Raw genomic sequence first — 15,740 nt, 5'->3', positions numbered from 1 at the left:
CCCGATTCCCCTAGGCTTTTACTCTAGGGCTTCTTGCAGGCCGATGTCGGGAATGATGGCGATGTTTAGGGTCTATCCACAGGGTAGGTGGTGGAGGGGTAGTAAACTGCTGGGTAAAAATGGGAGCGTCACGGATATCTACACCGGTTCCGTCTCGTCCATCATCTGCTTGACCGCATCCGCCGACTTGCGCATCTCCGCTTCGTCCGTGGCCCAACCCGCGAAGCGTTCCAACAGGGTGGCGAATGTCACCAATTCCTGTTCATCCCATTGCGCCAGTGATCCGGCGAAAATCCGCCATTTGGTCTGACGCACCGCCGTCACCAGGCGTTCGCTCCTGGTGGTGAGTTTGAGGCAAATGCGCCGGGCATCGAGTTGCGATGCGACGCGGACGGCGTAGCCGCGCTCAACGAGGTCGGCAGAGATGCGGCTGGCGCGGGAGGGGTCGATCCCCATGCGCTCGGCGATGATGCCGACCGTCACCTCGTCGCGTGAGGTGTCGCCGACGCCGGCGCTGAGTGCGATGATCGCATCGAGATGGCTTACTTCCAGCGAGGGATCGATGCGGGCCAGGATCAAACGGCCGAAGTCCCGGCGCTGGATCGAGCGGCGCACCTTGGTCATCACCGCATCGATGGCGGCGACGGCGTCGGCTGCCGCTTCGGACAGGCCACTGCTGCGCGCCAGGTCTGCGAGGTCCTGATCACCCTGTGTTTGACACAAGGAGGAAAATCGGTCCGGATTTCCTGGCTCGGTATGGTTGCTGCTCATACCCCAGCGCGCTAGCAAAAATATATGCTGGCGTCAACTATGTGCTACTAGCATATATTTGATATTGACATATATCTGCCCTGGGCACATAAACCGCGCCCAGTCTACGGAGATAGCAATGAGCCTCGACTCGACCCTTCCAGATGCAGCGCCGTTAGAGGCCGAAGCCGGACCCGACTTGACGACATTGATCGTCTATTTCGGCGCGCTGATCGCCATGTTCATGGCCACCATCGACATGCAGATCGTTGTCACCGCCTTGCCGACCATTGCCGGCGAATTGGGCAATCTGCACCTGTTCGGCTGGGTCGGCGCCGCCTATCTGCTGTCGACGGCCGCCGTCTCGCCCTTCTACGGCAAGCTCGGCGACATGTATGGCCGCAAGAACGTGGTGTTGACGGCGATCACCTTGTTCCTGATGGGGTCGCTGGTCTGCGGCATGGCATGGTCGATGGAGAGCCTGATCGCGGCGCGTGTCCTGCAAGGTCTTGGCGGCGGCGGCCTGATGGTCTCGGCCTTCGCCATGATCGGCGAACTGTTCGGGCCGCGCGACCGCGCCAAATATCAAGGCTACAGTTCGGCGGTGTTCGCGCTGTCGTCGGTCCTCGGTCCGCTGGCCGGGGGCTATATCACCAGCCTGTTCGGCTGGCGCTGGGTGTTCCTGGTCAATCTGCCGATCGGCATCGTCGTGCTGGCAGTGCTGGCGTTCGCCATGCGCAGCCGGTTCAATGAGAAGAGGCACCGCATCGATTATCTCGGCGGCTTGCTGCTGGCCATCGGCACCACGGCAATCGTCTATTGGGGCTATCATCTGCTCGACCCGGCCGGGCTGGATCTGCTCACTTTCGTGCTGCCGATAGTCGCGCTCGCCGCCATCGTCTCGTTCATCATGGTCGAGCGGCGAGCCGAGGAGCCGATCGTGCCCTTGCGGCTGTTCGACATTTCGACGGTCCGCGTCGTCACCGGCGTGTCGGTGGTCGCCGGATCGGTGACGCTGGGCATGTTCTTCTATTTCGCGCTTTACATGCAGACGCTGACGGGCTTGAGCCCGGCCGAAGTCGGCTTCCTGTTCCTGCCGGCTTCCATCACCTCGATGATCATCTCGATCGTGGCCGGACGGGTCATTGCCGCAACCGGTCGCTACAAATGGATGCCGGTGGTGGCGATGGGGATTGGCGGGCTGTTGATGATAGGTTTTGTCCTCATCACGTCGCACACGCCGATCTGGGTGCTGGCGGCGATGATGGCGGTGTTTGGCATCAGCATGGGCCTGCAGTTCCAGGTGCTGATCGTGGCGATCCAGGCCGCTGCACCACTGCAGGACATCGGCGCGGTGACGTCGCTGATCACCCAGGCGCGGACGATAGGAGCATCGCTGGGGCTGGCGTTGAACGGCGCGGTGATGACCTGGGCCCTGAACCGGCAGACGGCAGAACTCCCGGCCGACGCCGCAGCTTTGTTGCCGGACGGCTTGACCGGGCTGAACCCGCATCTGGCGTCGAGCCTGCCGCCGACGATCCGCGACGTGGTGCTCGGCCACTATTCCAGTGGCTTCAACGTGATGTTCATCTGGGTGGCGGCGCTCTACTTCGTCGCCATGGCGCTGACGCTTCTGCTCGAAGACATACAAATCCCGAAGCGGGGCTGAGGCCGAGCAAGTCGAGCTGATCGGTCCGGCAGGCTGACGGTATCCTGGCGTGACGGCGGCTCGTTCAGCTGTCGGTCAGCGACAGCGCGCGGGCGCGTTCACGCAGCAGGTCGAGCAGATGGTTGCGCCGCGGCTCCGGCGTGTCGATGGGCAGCACGAAGCAAAGCGTCTTGCTGATGGCGCCGTTTCCATCGCGGATGGGCGCGGCCATGCACCAGGTGAAGCGGTCGGCCAGAGCCGCGGTCTCGCTGTAACCCTGCCGGTGTGCCGCAGCGACGTCGGCGAAGAATTCGGCCGGCGCGATGACGCGGCCGTCGGGCAGCGTGTAGTCACCGGGCGGGATGAAATCGCGCAGTTCCTTTTCGCTCATATGGCCGAGCAGCAGCCGCCCCGATGCCGTCCACGGGATCGGCACCTCGACACCGACATCGCTCGAGATGCGGAACGGGCCGGGCGAGTCGCGGCAGTCGAGCACGACATATTTGTTGCCGCGCAGGCCGCACAGCTGGACGGTCTCGCCGGTTTCCACGGCCAACCGGTCCAGCGTCTCGATGATGCGGCGGTAGTGCGCGTTGTGATGCGAATAGGCCCAGCCGAACAGATGCATCGAACGGCCGAAATAGACGTAGCCTTCCGCCCCGACATTTTCGAGCATCTCGGCCTCGAGCAGGCTGTTGACGATCTCGTAGGTGGTCGAGCGCGGCGCGCCGATCATCTTGGCGATGTCGCCGACACGCATCGGCGCGCGGTGCTTCAAAAGGGCCTCGAGCAGCATGATGACGCGGTCGATGCCGCGCCGCCGTTCACCGGGGCGCGCATCCTTGCCGGCGTCCGTCTCGATCAAATCAGCCACGCCATCGCTCATGTCAGCCGTCCAAAATCATTTCGGTCCTCGTCTCAAGACGCTTGAAAGATGTCAAGGCTCAGTCTAGCATCCCTTTTGTCCGATATACAGACACTATGTCTGAAATATCGGACAAACTAACGAGCCTGACGCAGAAAGTCCTGACGAAAAACAGACGGTTTCCGAGCCCGGCAACCGACGGGTTTGCTCGTCCCGACCCCGCACGTCCGGACATAACCTCAGAAGGGAAGAGTCATGATGAAATCGTCGTTTTTCGCATCCGCCAGCGCCCTTTGCCTCGGTCTCGTGCTGAGCCTGGGCGCGGGCTCGCAGGCCAATGCCGCCGCCAACTGCATCAAGGGCGACCGCAAGGCCCCCTACACGATCGGCTGGGCCAACATCTATTCGGTGCCGACCTGGATGAAGCAGACGCAGGGCACGATCGAAGCCGAGGTCGAGACGCTGAAGAAGCAGGGCCTGGTCGACAAGCTCGTCGTTACCGACGCCCAGGGTGACGCCAATGTGCAGATCCAGCAGATCCAGTCGATGATCGATTCCAATGTCGACGCCATCATCCTGATCGCCGGCTCGTCGACAGCACCGGCGCGCGTGCTCGCCGACGCTTGCGCCAAGGGCATCGCCATAATCAATTTCGACAGCCTCGTCGACACCGACAAGGTGACCGCCAAGGTCAACACCGATTCCTCGCAGTGGGGCGACCAAGCGGCCAAATTCCTGATCGACGCCATCGGCGGCAAGGGCAAGATCCTGATCCTCAATGGCCCGGCAGGCGTTTCGGTCAGCGACGACCGGCGCAAGGGTGCGGATGCCGAGCTAAAAGCCCATCCCGATGTGAAGGTGCTGGCCGAGACCAACACGCCCTACAATGTCGCGCCTGCCCAGGAAGCCGTGACCAGCCTGCTCTTCGCCAATCCCGAGATCGACGGCATCCTGTCGCTCGGCGGCGCGCTGTCGGCGGGTGCCGTGCTCGCCCTCGACAAGCAGGGCCGCGAACAGGTGCCGATCACCGGCGAGAACGCGCGCCAGTTCCTCGAACTGTGGAAGGACAAGGGCTTGAAGAGCTGGGCGACGATGCAGCCGAACTGGCTCGGCGCCTTCGCCGCCTATACCGCCGTCCAGGCGTTGGAAGGCAAGGATGTGCCGGCTTTCATCAAGATCCCGCTGCCGGTCATCGACAATTCCAACATCGACGAATATCTCGCCCGTGCGAAGGATTTCCCGGCTGACGGTTACATCTATTCGCCCTACGATGAGGAGCTGTTCAAGAAGCTGCTGGCCCGGAAATAAGCCTGAAGGGTTTTAGCATTGATGACCACGGCTCCGCTGCTCGCGGCGCGGGGGGTGTCGAAGTCGTTCTTCGGCAACCCCGTCCTGCGCGACGTCTCCATCGCTCTCCAGCCGGGCCGCGTGCATGCGCTGCTCGGCGAGAACGGCGCGGGAAAGTCGACGCTGATCAACCTGCTGTCCGGCGCTCTGCGCGCGGACGGCGGGGCGATCGAAGTCGAGGGGCGCGCCGTGTCGCGCATGACGCCGGCGCTTGCCCGGCAGGCAGGCATTGCCGTCGTGCAGCAGGAGCTCAGCCTGACGGCCAGCCTGTCCATTGCCGAAAACATTGGCCTCGGCGCCTATCCCAGGCGGTTCGGCCTGATCGACTATACCGCGCTTGCCGCCCGGGCCAGGGCGGCATGCGAACTGGTTGGGCTGCACGAGCCGCTGTCTACGCCCGTCGGGCATCTGTCACTCGGCCGCCGGCAGATGGTCGAGATTGCCAAGGCGCTTTACCGCAAGCCGCGCGTGCTCATCCTCGACGAACCCACTTCGTCGCTGTCGTCGACGGAGACGAAAATCCTGACCGACCTGCTGGAACGGCTGCGCGGCGAAGGCATCGCCGTTCTCTACATCTCGCATCGGTTGAACGAAGTGATGGCGCTGTGCCAGCATGTCACCGTCCTCAAGGATGGCATCTGCACGGCGGACCGCTCGCTGGCGGGAACCGACGCCGCCGGGCTGGTGCGCCTGATGGTCGGCCGTGACCCCGGCGATCTCTTTCCGCAATGGCAGACTTTAAAATCTCCGGCCGACGCCATTTCCGTCCGCAATTTTTCGGCCGGCCTGATGCGCGACGTCGATCTCGACATCAGGACGGGCGAGGTGCTGGGCATTGGCGGCCTAGTCGGGCAGGGGCAGGAGGATCTGCTGCTCGGACTTTACGGCGCGATTCCAGCCAGGACCGTATCGGCGAGCGTTAACGGCGTCCCGGGGCTGCCCGGCGGCGTGCCGAAAGCCAATGCGCTTGGCCTCGCCTATGTGCCGGCCGATCGCAAGCGCGAAGGCCTGCACCTGATCCATCCCATCATCACCAACATGATGCTGCCCACCTTCGCCAGGCTGCCGGCGCTGAAGCTGCGCAGCCGCCGGGCCGAACGCGAGACTGCCAGAGGCCTTGCCGCCCAGCTCGGCATCAAGGGCGATCTCGCCCGAGCGGCGCAGGCTCTCTCCGGCGGCAACCAGCAGAAGGTGGCGTTGGCGAAATGGATGCCGCACGACCCGCTCGTGCTTCTGCTAAACGATCCGACGCGCGGCGTCGATGTCGAGACCAAGCGCGAAATCTACCTAATGCTTCGCGCCTTCGCCGCCGCCGGCAAGGCCGTCGTGCTGCTCAGTTCCGACACGCCGGAACTGGTGCATCTGTGCGACCGCGTCGCCGTGGTGCGTGACGGGCGTATCGTTGCCACGCTTGAGCGCGGAGCACTGAGCGAGGAGGCTATCGTTTCAGCGGCGATGGGCGCCGAAAACCGGAAGGTCGCGGCATGAGCATTGTTTCAACCGCAAGATTAGCCGGCGCGCTCTACTGGCCGGTGCAGATGCGCCGCAACATCGGCGTACGCAGCCTGTTCATCGTCGTGCTGGCGTTTCTCGTCGCTTACGGTGTTCTGTTCCCGGGCCTGTTTTCGGCTTCCGGCTTCGCCAAATTCACCCAGAGCTGGTTCCCGCTGGCACTGGTCGCGATGGCACAGGCGATCCTCATGCTGACCGGCGGCATCAGCCTGGCGATCGGCGCCACCGTCAGCCTTGGAGCGGTCATCGCCGCCACCACGATGGCCGGCCCGCTGGGTGTCGTCGGCGGCGCCGCCGCGGTGGCGCTGACAGGTCTCGGCATCGGCGCGGCGACCGGCTTCATCGTCGTCAGGCTTCGCCTCCCGGCAATCGTTGTCACGCTCGCGGGTTCCTTCATCATCGGCGGCGCGGCACTGCTGGTCCTGCCCAGGCCCGGTGGTGCCATTCCGGTGTGGCTGTCCGACCTGCTCGCCGGCAACACGCCCGCGGCCTTCGTGCTTTTGGTGGCGATCGTCTTTCTGTGGAAGCTCTATCTCGCCACTCCGCTTGGGCTGAGCCTCTATGCCGCCGGCGAAAATCCGGTCGGCGCCTATCGCTCCGGCGTGCCGGTCGATGCCGCGCGGATAGCGGCCTATGCGATCAGCGGCTTGCTCTCGACGGGTGCCGGCCTGTTCGTCGCCGCGCAGACGGGATCGGGAGATCCGGTCATCGGCGCGGCCTTCACGCTGAACTCGATTGCCGCCGCCGTGCTCGGCGGCATCGGCTTCCTCGGCGGGCAGGGCACGATGCGTGGCGCGCTCGCCGGCAGCCTGCTGCTCAGCCTGATGATCAGCGTCATGTTCTTCCTCGGCTTCACCCCGGTTGCGCAATATGTCGCCCAGGGCCTCATCATCATCGGCGCGGTCGCCATCCCGCAATTCCGCAAGGTGCAGCAATGACGGCATGGAATGAGAGTGCAGGCGGCAAACGCGCCTTGGCGATCCTGCGCAGCCGGCCGTTCCTGACAGTTGTCATCGTCGCCGCCGTCTGGATCGGTGCCAGCTTTGCCTCGCGCGGCTTCGGCGCCTATGGCCATCTGCGCTATCTGGTCGAACTCGGCGCCGTCATCGGGCTGGTCGCGGCCGGCCAGACCTTCGTCGTGATCGCCGGCGGCATCGACCTTTCGGTCGCGGCGATCGTCACCGTCAGCGCCATCAGCCTGCCGCTGCTGTCGTGGCCGGCGGATCCCACCGGGCTTGCTTCCATCCTCGCGGTGCTTGCGCTGACCACCGTGATCGGCGCGGTCAATGGGCTCGGCGTGGCGTTGCTGCGCGTTCATCCGATGATCATGACGCTGGCCATGGCGACCTTCCTGCAGGGCCTGCTGATCATCATTGCCGGCGGCAGCGCCGTGACCGCCGAAAACCCATTGGTGCACTGGCTTGGCAATGCGCGGCCTGCCGGCATTCCTGCCGGCATTGTCCTGTGGGTCATCGTCTCGGCTGGTGTGCTGACGGTCATGCATGCGACGCCGTTCGGCGCACGCATCTTTGCCATGGGTGCCAATCCGCTCGCCGCTTCGCTGTCGGGGGTGCCGGTGGCTTCGACGACGCTCGCCGTCTACGGCATCAGCGGCTTCACCTCGGGCCTGGCAGGCGTGCTCGTGCTGGGCATGAACGGACAAGGCTATGTCGGGATCGGCGATCCCTATCTCTTGGCTTCGATCGCCGCCGTGGTGCTTGGCGGCACCTCGATCCTCGGCGGGCTCGGAACCTATGCCGGCACCATCCCGGGCGCGGTCCTGCTGGTTACGATCACCGCGCTGATCACCGTCGTCAACGCATCGCCCGGCTGGCGCAGCATCCTGTTCGGGTCGCTGATCCTCGGCCTGCTGCTGCTCTCAGGCCGGGAGCAGGCCCGTCGATGACAGCTTGTCCAACCGGTAGATCCGTTTCGCATTGCCGAAGAACAGGGCTGTCTGCTCGTCCGAGGAAAGGTCCGCCGCAATGGTCTTGAAGCCGTCATATATGTCATCGAACGAAGCGTGCAGGCCGGCGACCGGAAAATCGCTGCCGAACATAGCGCGGCCGCTGCCGAAGCAGTCGATGCAATGCAGCACCACCGGGCGCAAGCTGGCGAGCGTCCAGTGATGATCGTAGGCGACCAGGTCGGAAATCTTGATGGCGACGTTCTCGTGGCGCGCCAGGTTTCGCAACCCTTCGCGCCAGAGCCGCGTTCCGTCGGCGTCGCGGTCGATCGGGCTGCCGCAATGGTTGAGGACGAATTGCTGTCCGGGAAAGGCCGCCGCCAGCCGTGCGGCATCGGCAAGCTGGCGCGGGAACACCATCAGGTCGAAGGCGAGCCGGTGGGCGCCAAGCAAGGCCAGGCCGGCGCGCCAGGCCGGCTCGTCCATGATGCGGTCGCGGGCGGCGAAGCGCCGGGCCGGATCGGGATCCCAGCTCAATATGTCGCGCACGCCGACAACCCGATCGAAGGCGGCCTGCGCCTCGATCAGCGCCGGCGCCTCAGGGCTCGCCAGCGGCACGTGGACGACATAGCGGGCCGCCACGCCTTGCGACTTGTCGAGCGTTTCCAGCCAGCGTGTCTCGCCGACACAATCATCGCTCGCCCAGCCGGCTTCGACGTGGACCGTGGCAACGACATCGTGACTGGCGGCGTCGCGGGAATAATCGTGCGGAAGATAGTTGCGGCGCAACGGTCCGAGTTCGCCCAGGCCACCGCGTTCGCCGGCGGTCGCCGCCAACCACGGGTGCCGGCCAAGGCCGAGATCCCAGAGATGATGGTGGGCGTCGACGATCGGTCCGGTATAGGGTTTCGGCACGGAATTTTCTCATGGCATGACCAGGATCGGGAGTCGGTCCAGGTGTCGTTTCGCGACCGCGAAAGGGTTAGCATCGGATGACGCAAAACTCACCAGTCCCGCCGCTTGGCGTGCGCGAAAATTTTGTTCTCGACGACCGCATTCGCGGCGTGCCGCCCGGCACGGCGGGGCTGGACAGCAGCCTTGTCGGGCGGCAAGGCTGGCATCCTGCCGATGGCCGCATGGCTCTACCTGTGCTCACCCTCGACGAAGCGGCCTTCGCCGCCAATCGCGACCTGTTCCTGCGCTATATCAGCGAACAGGGTGTTGCGGTTGCGCCGCATGCCAAGACGCCGATGGCACCCGATCTGGCCCGCTCGCTGGTCGAGGCCGGTGCCTGGGGCACGACGGTCGCCGATATCCGCCAGGCGACGGTGATGCTCAAGGCCGGCCTTTCCCGGCTGATCATTGCCAACGAGGTTGGCGGCAGCGGCGGCGCAAGCCGCCTGGCAACGCTCGCAGGCGCCTGGCCGGATGCCGAGATTCTCGTCTTCGTGGACTCGGTCGACGTCGTCAATGCGCTGGCCGGGGCCTGGCGTGCCAATGCATCGCTCGCGCCCTTGCGCGTGCTGGTCGAACTGGGCGCGGGCAGGGCAGGTGCGCGCACCACGACCGAGGCCGAGGCGATCGCCGATGCGGTGATGGCGAGCGGCGGTCGCCTGCTGATCGCCGGCGTCGCGACCTATGAAGGTGCCGCCGCGCAACCGGATGCCGGCCGCACCGACGCGGCGATCGCCGAGCTGCTGGCAAGGACGTCCGACATGTTCCTGCGGCTGCGCGCCCGTCTTGGCGGCGAAGTGCCACTGATCGTGACGGCTGGGGGCTCGATCTTCTTCGACAGGGTTGTCGCCGCGCTGTTGCCTGTCGTCTCGCGCGACGGCAATGCGACGCTGGTGCTGCGCAGCGGCGCCATCTTCTTCCACGACCACGGAACCTATGACCGCTCGCTCGGTGTGCTTGACGCGCGCCAGGGGTTTGCGATCGGCGGCGAGAAGGCATCCGCCCGGCAATCGTTTCGCCCGGCGCTGCGGCTGTGGGCCGAAGTGCTGTCGCGGCCGGAACCGGGCCTGGCGATTTGCGGCATGGGCATGCGCGATGTGTCGTTCGACCAGGGATTTGCCATACCGCTCGCGGTCTATCGCGCCGGCAAGTTGCAGGCTGGCGCGCTGGTGAACGCCAAAGTCGTCAAGCTGAACGATCAGCACGCCTTCCTGGCGCTGGAGCCGGACAGCGAGCTCGCCGTCGGCGATGTCGTCGAGTTCGGCATCTCGCACCCCTGCACCTGCCTCGACCGCTACCGCGTCATCTTCGGCGTCGACGAGGCCGGGCATGTCCGCCATGCCTTCCCAACCTATTTCGGCTGACCGGATCCGCGGCGGCCCCGCAAAACGAACTGAAAGGATGCGATATGATCAAGTATTTCCAGTCCGGCTCCCGCATGTCGCAGGCGGTCGTCTATGGCGGTCTCGTGCACATAGCCGGCCAAGTGCCCGACAACCGCAAGGCCGGCATCGAAGCCCAGACCAGCGACGTGCTGGCCAAGATCGACGCGCTTCTCGCCGAGGCTGGCACCAGCAAGTCGAAACTGGTGGCCGTCAACATCTTCCTGCCGCAGATCGGCGATTTCGATGCCATGAACAGCATCTACGACGCCTGGGTCGACCCCGAGCGCCTGCCGGCCCGCGCCTGCGTCGAAGCGCGCCTTGCGGATCCTGATCTGCGCATCGAAGTCACCGCGGTGGCGGCGGTCTGAGCCATGCATACCGGCCTCGCCCACACGCTCGACTTCGGCCGCGATGGCAAGACGTCGGGCCATCTCAGCATTCCGTTCTCGATCGACCGCTCGCCCTATTACCAGGTCAAGGTTCCGATCTGCCTCGTCCGCAACGGCGACGGCCCGTCGCTGCTTCTGATGGCCGGCAATCACGGTGACGAATATGAAGGTGAGCTGTCGCTGGCCAAGCTGGTGCGCCGGCTCGACCCGAAGCGGATCAGGGGCCGCATCACCATCCTGCCGATGGCCAATATACCGGCGGTGATGGCCGCCAAACGCTGCTCGCCGCTCGATGGCGGTAATCTGAACCGCGCTTTCCCCGGCGACCCGTCGGGTACGCCGACAAGCCGGCTGGCGAATTTCCTGGAGAGCGAACTCTTCCCGCGTCATGACGTCGTCTTCGACATCCATTCGGGCGGCACCTCGATGGAACATCTGCCGACCGCGCTTGTCGAGCACAACACCGATCCTGGCCGCCACCGTCGCGGGGTGGAATTGATGCGCACGCTCGGCATGCCGTACGGCTTCGTCGCCGACAATGGTGAGGCCTCGCCGACCTCCATGGGCGCGGCCCGGCGTGCCGGCGCTATCGGCGTCAGCGGCGAGTTCGGCGGCGGCGGCACCGCCACCGTTGACACGATGGCGATCACGGCTCGTGCGCTCGACAGTCTGATGATGGCGCTGGGTGTGATCGACGCACCGGTTCTGGGCGCGGGCGAAAAGCCTTCGATGCCCACGCGGCTGCTTTCGCTGTCGCGGCACAGCCAGGGCATCTACGCCACACGCCGAGGCTGGTTCGAACCTGCCGTCAGGCTGGGCGACAGCGTCGACGCCGGACAGTTGGCCGGCTGGTATCACGACCTCGAACGGCTCGATGTTGCCGAGGAATCCCTGCATTTCGCCGAAGCCGGCATCGTGCTGTCGCGCCGGCTGCACACGATGTGCGAGGCGGGTGACTGCCTCATGCAGGTCGCCGAGCCGGTCGACGGCTGACAGAATAGTTACGCACAACATCCACGAGGATATTCCATGCAACAACTGTCCATGTGGACTTACCCCTGGGATGTCCAGGACCTGGGCCTGGAGACGGTCGAGCGCGATCTTGTCCAACGTGCCGGGCTCAACATGATCAGCCTTGCGACTTCGTATCATGCCGGCCGCTTCCTGCAGCCGCGCAGCCCACGCCGCAAAGCCTATTTTCCTGAGGACGGCACGATCTATTTCAAACCGACGCCATCGCGTTGGACCGGGCTCGCGATCCAGCCGAAGGTTGCCGACGTGATCACCGAAGGCGGCGACGTGCTTGGCGACCTCGTCCGCAAGCGCGACGCCGGCGGGCTCGGCGTTTCCTGCTGGACCGTCTGCCTGCACAACACGCGCCTCGGCATGCTGCATCCGCAGGCCGTTACCCGCAACGCCTTCGGCGATGCCAACTACTACAATCTCTGTCCCTCGCATCCGGATGCACGCGCCTATGTCCGTGCGCTGGTCGCCGATATCTCGCACAGTTACAGGCCGGACAGGATCGAGCTCGAAAGTCCGTCCTTCATGGGCTTCGCCCACGAATACCATCATGAGAAGGACGGCGTCGGGCTGACGCCGGAAGACGATTTTCTGCTGTCGCTGTGCTTCTGCCCATCCTGCCTCGGCCGTGCCGCTAGCGCCGGCATCGATGGCGAGGCGGCGCGCCGACTCGTCAAGCAATGGATCGTCGAGACCTGCGAGCGCCCTGTGCCGCAGCGGCGGTTTCCGGATTTTCCGGCGAGCGGCCTCAAGACATTCCGGCCCTGGCCGGAACTTCACGCCTATCTCACCTGGCGGTCCGAGCCGGTGACCAGCCTGGTTGCGGAATTGCGCGAAGTTGCTCACCCCAGGACGGCCGTCGTCATCATCGACCTCAAGGACGGCTGGCTTGGCGGCTGCGATCTGGCCGCACTCGGCAAGGTCTGTGACGGGGCGATCCTGTGTGCTTACGACATGCAGGCCACCGATGTCGCGGGCCTGATGGCGGCTGGTCGTGCGGCACTCGGCGCGGAAAAATTCCTCGGTACCGGCTACCGGCTGTTCTATCCGGAAATGGCCGGTCCCGACATCCTTGCGGCCAAGGTGAAGCCGGCGCTGGCGTCCGATGTCGACGGCATCAATTTCTACAATTACGGCCTCATCCCAGCCGCGCGGCTCGATTGGATCGGCGCTGCCCAGCGGCCTTGAGCCCATCGTCATCCAATCGGTTCTTCGCGTAGAACCTCCTTCGAAGGGAGTATCCAATGTCGACTGAGACGAACACCCGCATCGTGCTGGCGGCACGACCGCAAGGCCGGCCGAAGCCGAGCGATTTCCGCATCGAGTCCGTGGCGATCGCCGAGCCGGGCGAGGGCGAGTTGCTGCTGCAGATCCTCTATCTGTCGCTCGACCCGTATATGCGTGGCCGCATGAACGCCGCCAAATCCTATGCCAAGCCGGTAGAGATCGACGGCGTGATGGAAGGCGGCACTGTTGCCCGTGTCGTCAGATCCCGCCATGCCGATTTCGCTGAAGGCGATATCGTGCTGTCCCACTCGGGATGGCAGGGTTTTGCCCTGTCCGACGGTGTCGGGCTGCGCAAGCTCGACCCCGCGGCGGCGCCGATTACGACCGCACTTGGCGTGCTCGGCATGCCGGGCTTCACCGCCTATGCCGGCCTGCTCACGATCGGACAGCCAAAGGCCGGTGAGACTGTGGTCGTGGCGGCGGCCAGCGGCGCGGTCGGCTCGGCCGTCGGCCAGATCGCACGCATCAAGGGCGCACGCGCCGTTGGCATCGCCGGCGGTGCCGACAAATGCGCCTTCGTGCGGCAGGAACTCGGCTTCGACGCGGTCGTCGATCACCGGGCCGAGAATTTCGCCGAGCAGTTGAAGGCGGCCTGCCCCGATGGCATCGACGTCTATTTCGAAAATGTCGGCGGTCCTGTCTGGGATGCGGTGTTTCCCCTGCTGAACGAGTTCGCGCGTGTGCCGGTCTGCGGCCTGATCGCGCAGTACAACACCATCGCTGCTTCCGGCACCGACCGGTTGCCGACGCTGATGCAGCAGGTGCTCCACCGCAGCCTGACGATAAGGGGTTTCATCCAGCGCGAATTTGTCGACCAGCGTCCGGCCTTCTATCGCGAGATGGCTGGGTGGATCGCGTCCGGGCAGGTTCGCTACAGGGAAGATATCGTGGATGGCCTGGAGAATGCACCGCAGGCCTTCCTCGGCCTTCTCGACGGCAAGAATTTCGGCAAGCTCATCGTGCGGGTCGCGCAATAATTGCGTCTCGCGAAGCTAGACGAGCGTTATGCGCCGGTTTCTACGGCGGCCTCGTTTGGTAAAATTCCGTACCAATCCTGTGACGGCTGCGGGCAATCAATGCTCAATTGGAAGGCATATTGAGCATGGGAAACGTCGGCGAAAGGGCGTTTTTCCAATGCCGCGGACATTTCCTCCGTTGTAGCGGAGGAAAGCGACGGGCGGCCTGGAATTGATGTTGTCGAAGCGCGATTTCGCGGCGTAGAGCTCCGCCATCGACGGCCTGCCGCTGCGGGACGTCTCTCAACCAGACGGAGCAGATCATGAATCCCGCAATGCAGATGCAGCCGATGCCGATGATGAACAACATGATGCCGATGATGATGAACCCGATGATGAATGGCATGATGCCGATGATGAACGGCATGAACCCCATGATGGGTGGCATGATGCCGATGATGGGCGGCATGCAGATGAACCCGATGATGATGGGCGGCATGCCGATGCAGGGCATGATGCCCGCGATGATGTGCATGATGACCTGCAAGATGACCGCCACCGGCATGGTCTGCGAAATGCCCCCGATGAACGACGCTTCGAAGGACATGTTCATGGAATGCTGCAAGCGCATGATGGCCATGAATGGCGCCGGCATGCCGATGATGATGATGTGCGGCGGCATGATGATGATGGGCTCGATGGCCTGATCGCTACCGCTTTGTCTTTGAGAAGGGGTCGGCCAGCCGGCCCCTTTTTCGTTCAGCCGACAGCCTCGACATAAGTCATGACGAGGTAGGCGATCGCCTCGCTGTCGCCGGGGTTCCGGTAGCTGTGCGGCACATCGGCTTCGAACAGGATGGCATCGCCTTCGGACAGGTGATGTGGCGCCTCCTGGCCCGCTTGGATTTCGAGCCGGCCTTTGGCCAGGATAAGGTTCTCGATCGTGCCCGGAGCATGCGCGTCGGCGTTTTCGGTGTGTCCGGCCGCGAAGCGCAATTCGTAGAACTCGACCTTCCGCTCCGCGTCGAAAGGAAACAAGGCCCGCGATGTGAACTTACCGTCGACCGACGTCAGGATCTTCGCATGCTGGCGGCGCAGGACCAGCGTTCCCTGCACCTTTTGACTGTCGAGCAATGTTGCGAAGGGAACGCCCAAAGCCGTCGTGATCTTCCACAGCAGGCTGATGCTGGGAGCGCTCCTGCCGGTCTCGATCTGGCCCAGCATGGCGCGGCTGACACCCGACAGTTTCGCCAGTCGTTCAAGCGAATGGCCTTGTCGTGTTCTCAACCTGCGCAGATTTCGTCCCAGGATCTGCGGCAATTCACTGGCGACGTCCCCGCTGTCGGCAAGTTCGATGACATTCGAGAAGGCGTCCGCCACGGCGATGTCAATTCAGCGTCGACGGCGCACTGACCCAATAGACCGGCATGAACCAGACCGGCACCCAGGCGACCGGCGCCACGCCGGGCATCATGACCGGCGCCTGCGGCGTTGGCGTCGAATGCCCCGCGTTGCGGGCATGACGGAAGGCATCCAGACTGACGACATTCGCGGCTTGCGCAGACATTGTGTGCTTCCTGCATGGTCCCGGGGCAATGTCCGATACTAGCCTTTGGCCGATTGTCCGGCAGGGCGCTCCATTCCATTTTTGTGCCGCTAGGGAAAATACGAATGCCGCATGGGGCAGGCAGGCGAGCATAGCTATGCGAGGACCGGCT

16 protein-coding genes are annotated in these 15,740 nt (G+C 64.4%); 11 read left to right on the top strand and 5 right to left on the bottom strand.

Annotated features, from left to right (window positions below):
- Nucleotides 1-138: 138 nt before the first annotated feature.
- On the bottom strand, nucleotides 139-723 hold the full coding sequence (locus AC1DX4_RS23190; RefSeq protein ID WP_477222503.1) for a MarR family winged helix-turn-helix transcriptional regulator: 585 nt from the start codon (nucleotides 721-723) through the stop codon (nucleotides 139-141).
- 166 nt (nucleotides 724-889) lie between these two features.
- Between AC1DX4_RS23190 and AC1DX4_RS23185 the strand changes: the two genes are divergently transcribed.
- Nucleotides 890-2,419, top strand: coding sequence for an MDR family MFS transporter (locus AC1DX4_RS23185; RefSeq protein WP_477222502.1), 1,530 nt, complete (start codon nucleotides 890-892; stop codon nucleotides 2,417-2,419).
- 64 nt (nucleotides 2,420-2,483) lie between these two features.
- Here AC1DX4_RS23185 and AC1DX4_RS23180 read toward each other — a convergent pair whose 3' ends face one another.
- On the bottom strand, nucleotides 2,484-3,284 hold the full coding sequence (locus tag AC1DX4_RS23180; protein ID WP_477222501.1) for an IclR family transcriptional regulator: 801 nt from the start codon (nucleotides 3,282-3,284) through the stop codon (nucleotides 2,484-2,486).
- A gap of 234 nt (nucleotides 3,285-3,518) precedes the next feature.
- On the opposite strand from AC1DX4_RS23180, the gene AC1DX4_RS23175 reads away from it, so the two are divergent.
- From AC1DX4_RS23175 to AC1DX4_RS23160, 4 genes are read left to right on the top strand one after another with little or no spacing between them, the layout of a single operon-like run.
- A complete protein-coding gene (locus AC1DX4_RS23175) occupies nucleotides 3,519-4,571 on the top strand; it encodes a substrate-binding domain-containing protein (protein ID WP_477222500.1) in 1,053 nt (350 codons plus the stop codon).
- Between the two features lie 21 nt (nucleotides 4,572-4,592).
- Complete coding sequence (locus AC1DX4_RS23170) at nucleotides 4,593-6,098, top strand: sugar ABC transporter ATP-binding protein (RefSeq protein WP_477222499.1); 1,506 nt, start codon at nucleotides 4,593-4,595, stop codon at nucleotides 6,096-6,098.
- Complete coding sequence (locus AC1DX4_RS23165) at nucleotides 6,095-7,060, top strand: ABC transporter permease (RefSeq protein WP_477222498.1); 966 nt, start codon at nucleotides 6,095-6,097, stop codon at nucleotides 7,058-7,060. Before AC1DX4_RS23170 ends, AC1DX4_RS23165 begins: the two co-directional genes overlap by 4 nt.
- Entirely contained in the window at nucleotides 7,057-8,028 is a 972-nt protein-coding gene (locus AC1DX4_RS23160) for an ABC transporter permease (RefSeq protein WP_477222497.1), read from the top strand. Before AC1DX4_RS23165 ends, AC1DX4_RS23160 begins: the two co-directional genes overlap by 4 nt.
- Here the strand turns inward: AC1DX4_RS23160 and AC1DX4_RS23155 are convergent.
- Nucleotides 8,002-8,943: an amidohydrolase family protein gene (locus AC1DX4_RS23155; RefSeq protein WP_477222496.1), complete on the bottom strand. Its 942-nt coding sequence runs from the start codon at nucleotides 8,941-8,943 to the stop codon at nucleotides 8,002-8,004. The genes AC1DX4_RS23160 and AC1DX4_RS23155 overlap by 27 nt on opposite strands.
- A 77-nt stretch (nucleotides 8,944-9,020) precedes the next feature.
- Between AC1DX4_RS23155 and AC1DX4_RS23150 the strand changes: the two genes are divergently transcribed.
- From AC1DX4_RS23150 to AC1DX4_RS23125, 6 genes are all read left to right on the top strand, one after another.
- Complete coding sequence (locus AC1DX4_RS23150) at nucleotides 9,021-10,346, top strand: alanine racemase (RefSeq protein WP_477222495.1); 1,326 nt, start codon at nucleotides 9,021-9,023, stop codon at nucleotides 10,344-10,346.
- 44 nt (nucleotides 10,347-10,390) lie between these two features.
- Entirely contained in the window at nucleotides 10,391-10,735 is a 345-nt protein-coding gene (locus AC1DX4_RS23145) for a RidA family protein (RefSeq protein ID WP_095198060.1), read from the top strand.
- 3 nt (nucleotides 10,736-10,738) lie between these two features.
- A complete protein-coding gene (locus tag AC1DX4_RS23140; RefSeq protein ID WP_477222494.1) occupies nucleotides 10,739-11,749 on the top strand; it encodes a succinylglutamate desuccinylase/aspartoacylase family protein in 1,011 nt (336 codons plus the stop codon).
- A gap of 36 nt (nucleotides 11,750-11,785) precedes the next feature.
- A complete protein-coding gene (locus AC1DX4_RS23135) occupies nucleotides 11,786-12,967 on the top strand; it encodes a hypothetical protein (RefSeq protein ID WP_477222493.1) in 1,182 nt (393 codons plus the stop codon).
- Between the two features lie 56 nt (nucleotides 12,968-13,023).
- The gene (locus tag AC1DX4_RS23130; RefSeq protein ID WP_477222492.1) at nucleotides 13,024-14,043 is read left to right on the top strand and encodes an NADP-dependent oxidoreductase; all 1,020 of its coding nucleotides are present in this window, start codon (nucleotides 13,024-13,026) and stop codon (nucleotides 14,041-14,043) included.
- Nucleotides 14,044-14,345: 302 nt separating this feature from the next.
- Nucleotides 14,346-14,729 (top strand): hypothetical protein, encoded by a 384-nt coding sequence (locus tag AC1DX4_RS23125; RefSeq protein WP_477222491.1) that lies wholly within the window; start codon nucleotides 14,346-14,348, stop codon nucleotides 14,727-14,729.
- Between the two features lie 52 nt (nucleotides 14,730-14,781).
- On the opposite strand, the gene AC1DX4_RS23120 is transcribed toward AC1DX4_RS23125, so the two are convergent.
- Together AC1DX4_RS23120 and AC1DX4_RS23115 are read right to left on the bottom strand one after the other, a co-directional pair.
- Nucleotides 14,782-15,402: a helix-turn-helix domain-containing protein gene (locus tag AC1DX4_RS23120; protein WP_477222490.1), complete on the bottom strand. Its 621-nt coding sequence runs from the start codon at nucleotides 15,400-15,402 to the stop codon at nucleotides 14,782-14,784.
- Between the two features lie 7 nt (nucleotides 15,403-15,409).
- Entirely contained in the window at nucleotides 15,410-15,589 is a 180-nt protein-coding gene (locus AC1DX4_RS23115) for a hypothetical protein (RefSeq protein WP_477222489.1), read from the bottom strand.
- Nucleotides 15,590-15,740 lie beyond the last annotated feature (151 nt).

The sequence above is a fragment of the Mesorhizobium sp. P3_A8 genome (assembly GCF_056402995.1).
This window is presented reverse-complemented; position numbering and strand designations above follow the sequence as displayed.

What these genes read in the sequence shown, in the direction of transcription:
- AC1DX4_RS23185 (WP_477222502.1), top strand. Translation starts at nt 890, where the DNA reads ATGAGCCTCGACTCGACCCTTCCAGATGCAGCGCCGTTAGAGGCCGAA.
- AC1DX4_RS23180 (WP_477222501.1), bottom strand. Translation starts at nt 3,284, where the DNA reads ATGAGCGATGGCGTGGCTGATTTGATCGAGACGGACGCCGGCAAGGAT.
- AC1DX4_RS23175 (WP_477222500.1), top strand. Translation starts at nt 3,519, where the DNA reads ATGATGAAATCGTCGTTTTTCGCATCCGCCAGCGCCCTTTGCCTCGGT.
- AC1DX4_RS23170 (WP_477222499.1), top strand. Translation starts at nt 4,593, where the DNA reads ATGACCACGGCTCCGCTGCTCGCGGCGCGGGGGGTGTCGAAGTCGTTC.
- AC1DX4_RS23165 (WP_477222498.1), top strand. Translation starts at nt 6,095, where the DNA reads ATGAGCATTGTTTCAACCGCAAGATTAGCCGGCGCGCTCTACTGGCCG.
- AC1DX4_RS23160 (WP_477222497.1), top strand. Translation starts at nt 7,057, where the DNA reads ATGACGGCATGGAATGAGAGTGCAGGCGGCAAACGCGCCTTGGCGATC.
- AC1DX4_RS23150 (WP_477222495.1), top strand. Translation starts at nt 9,021, where the DNA reads ATGACGCAAAACTCACCAGTCCCGCCGCTTGGCGTGCGCGAAAATTTT.
- AC1DX4_RS23145 (WP_095198060.1), top strand. Translation starts at nt 10,391, where the DNA reads ATGATCAAGTATTTCCAGTCCGGCTCCCGCATGTCGCAGGCGGTCGTC.
- AC1DX4_RS23140 (WP_477222494.1), top strand. Translation starts at nt 10,739, where the DNA reads ATGCATACCGGCCTCGCCCACACGCTCGACTTCGGCCGCGATGGCAAG.
- AC1DX4_RS23135 (WP_477222493.1), top strand. Translation starts at nt 11,786, where the DNA reads ATGCAACAACTGTCCATGTGGACTTACCCCTGGGATGTCCAGGACCTG.
- AC1DX4_RS23130 (WP_477222492.1), top strand. Translation starts at nt 13,024, where the DNA reads ATGTCGACTGAGACGAACACCCGCATCGTGCTGGCGGCACGACCGCAA.
- AC1DX4_RS23125 (WP_477222491.1), top strand. Translation starts at nt 14,346, where the DNA reads ATGAATCCCGCAATGCAGATGCAGCCGATGCCGATGATGAACAACATG.
- AC1DX4_RS23115 (WP_477222489.1), bottom strand. Translation starts at nt 15,589, where the DNA reads ATGTCTGCGCAAGCCGCGAATGTCGTCAGTCTGGATGCCTTCCGTCAT.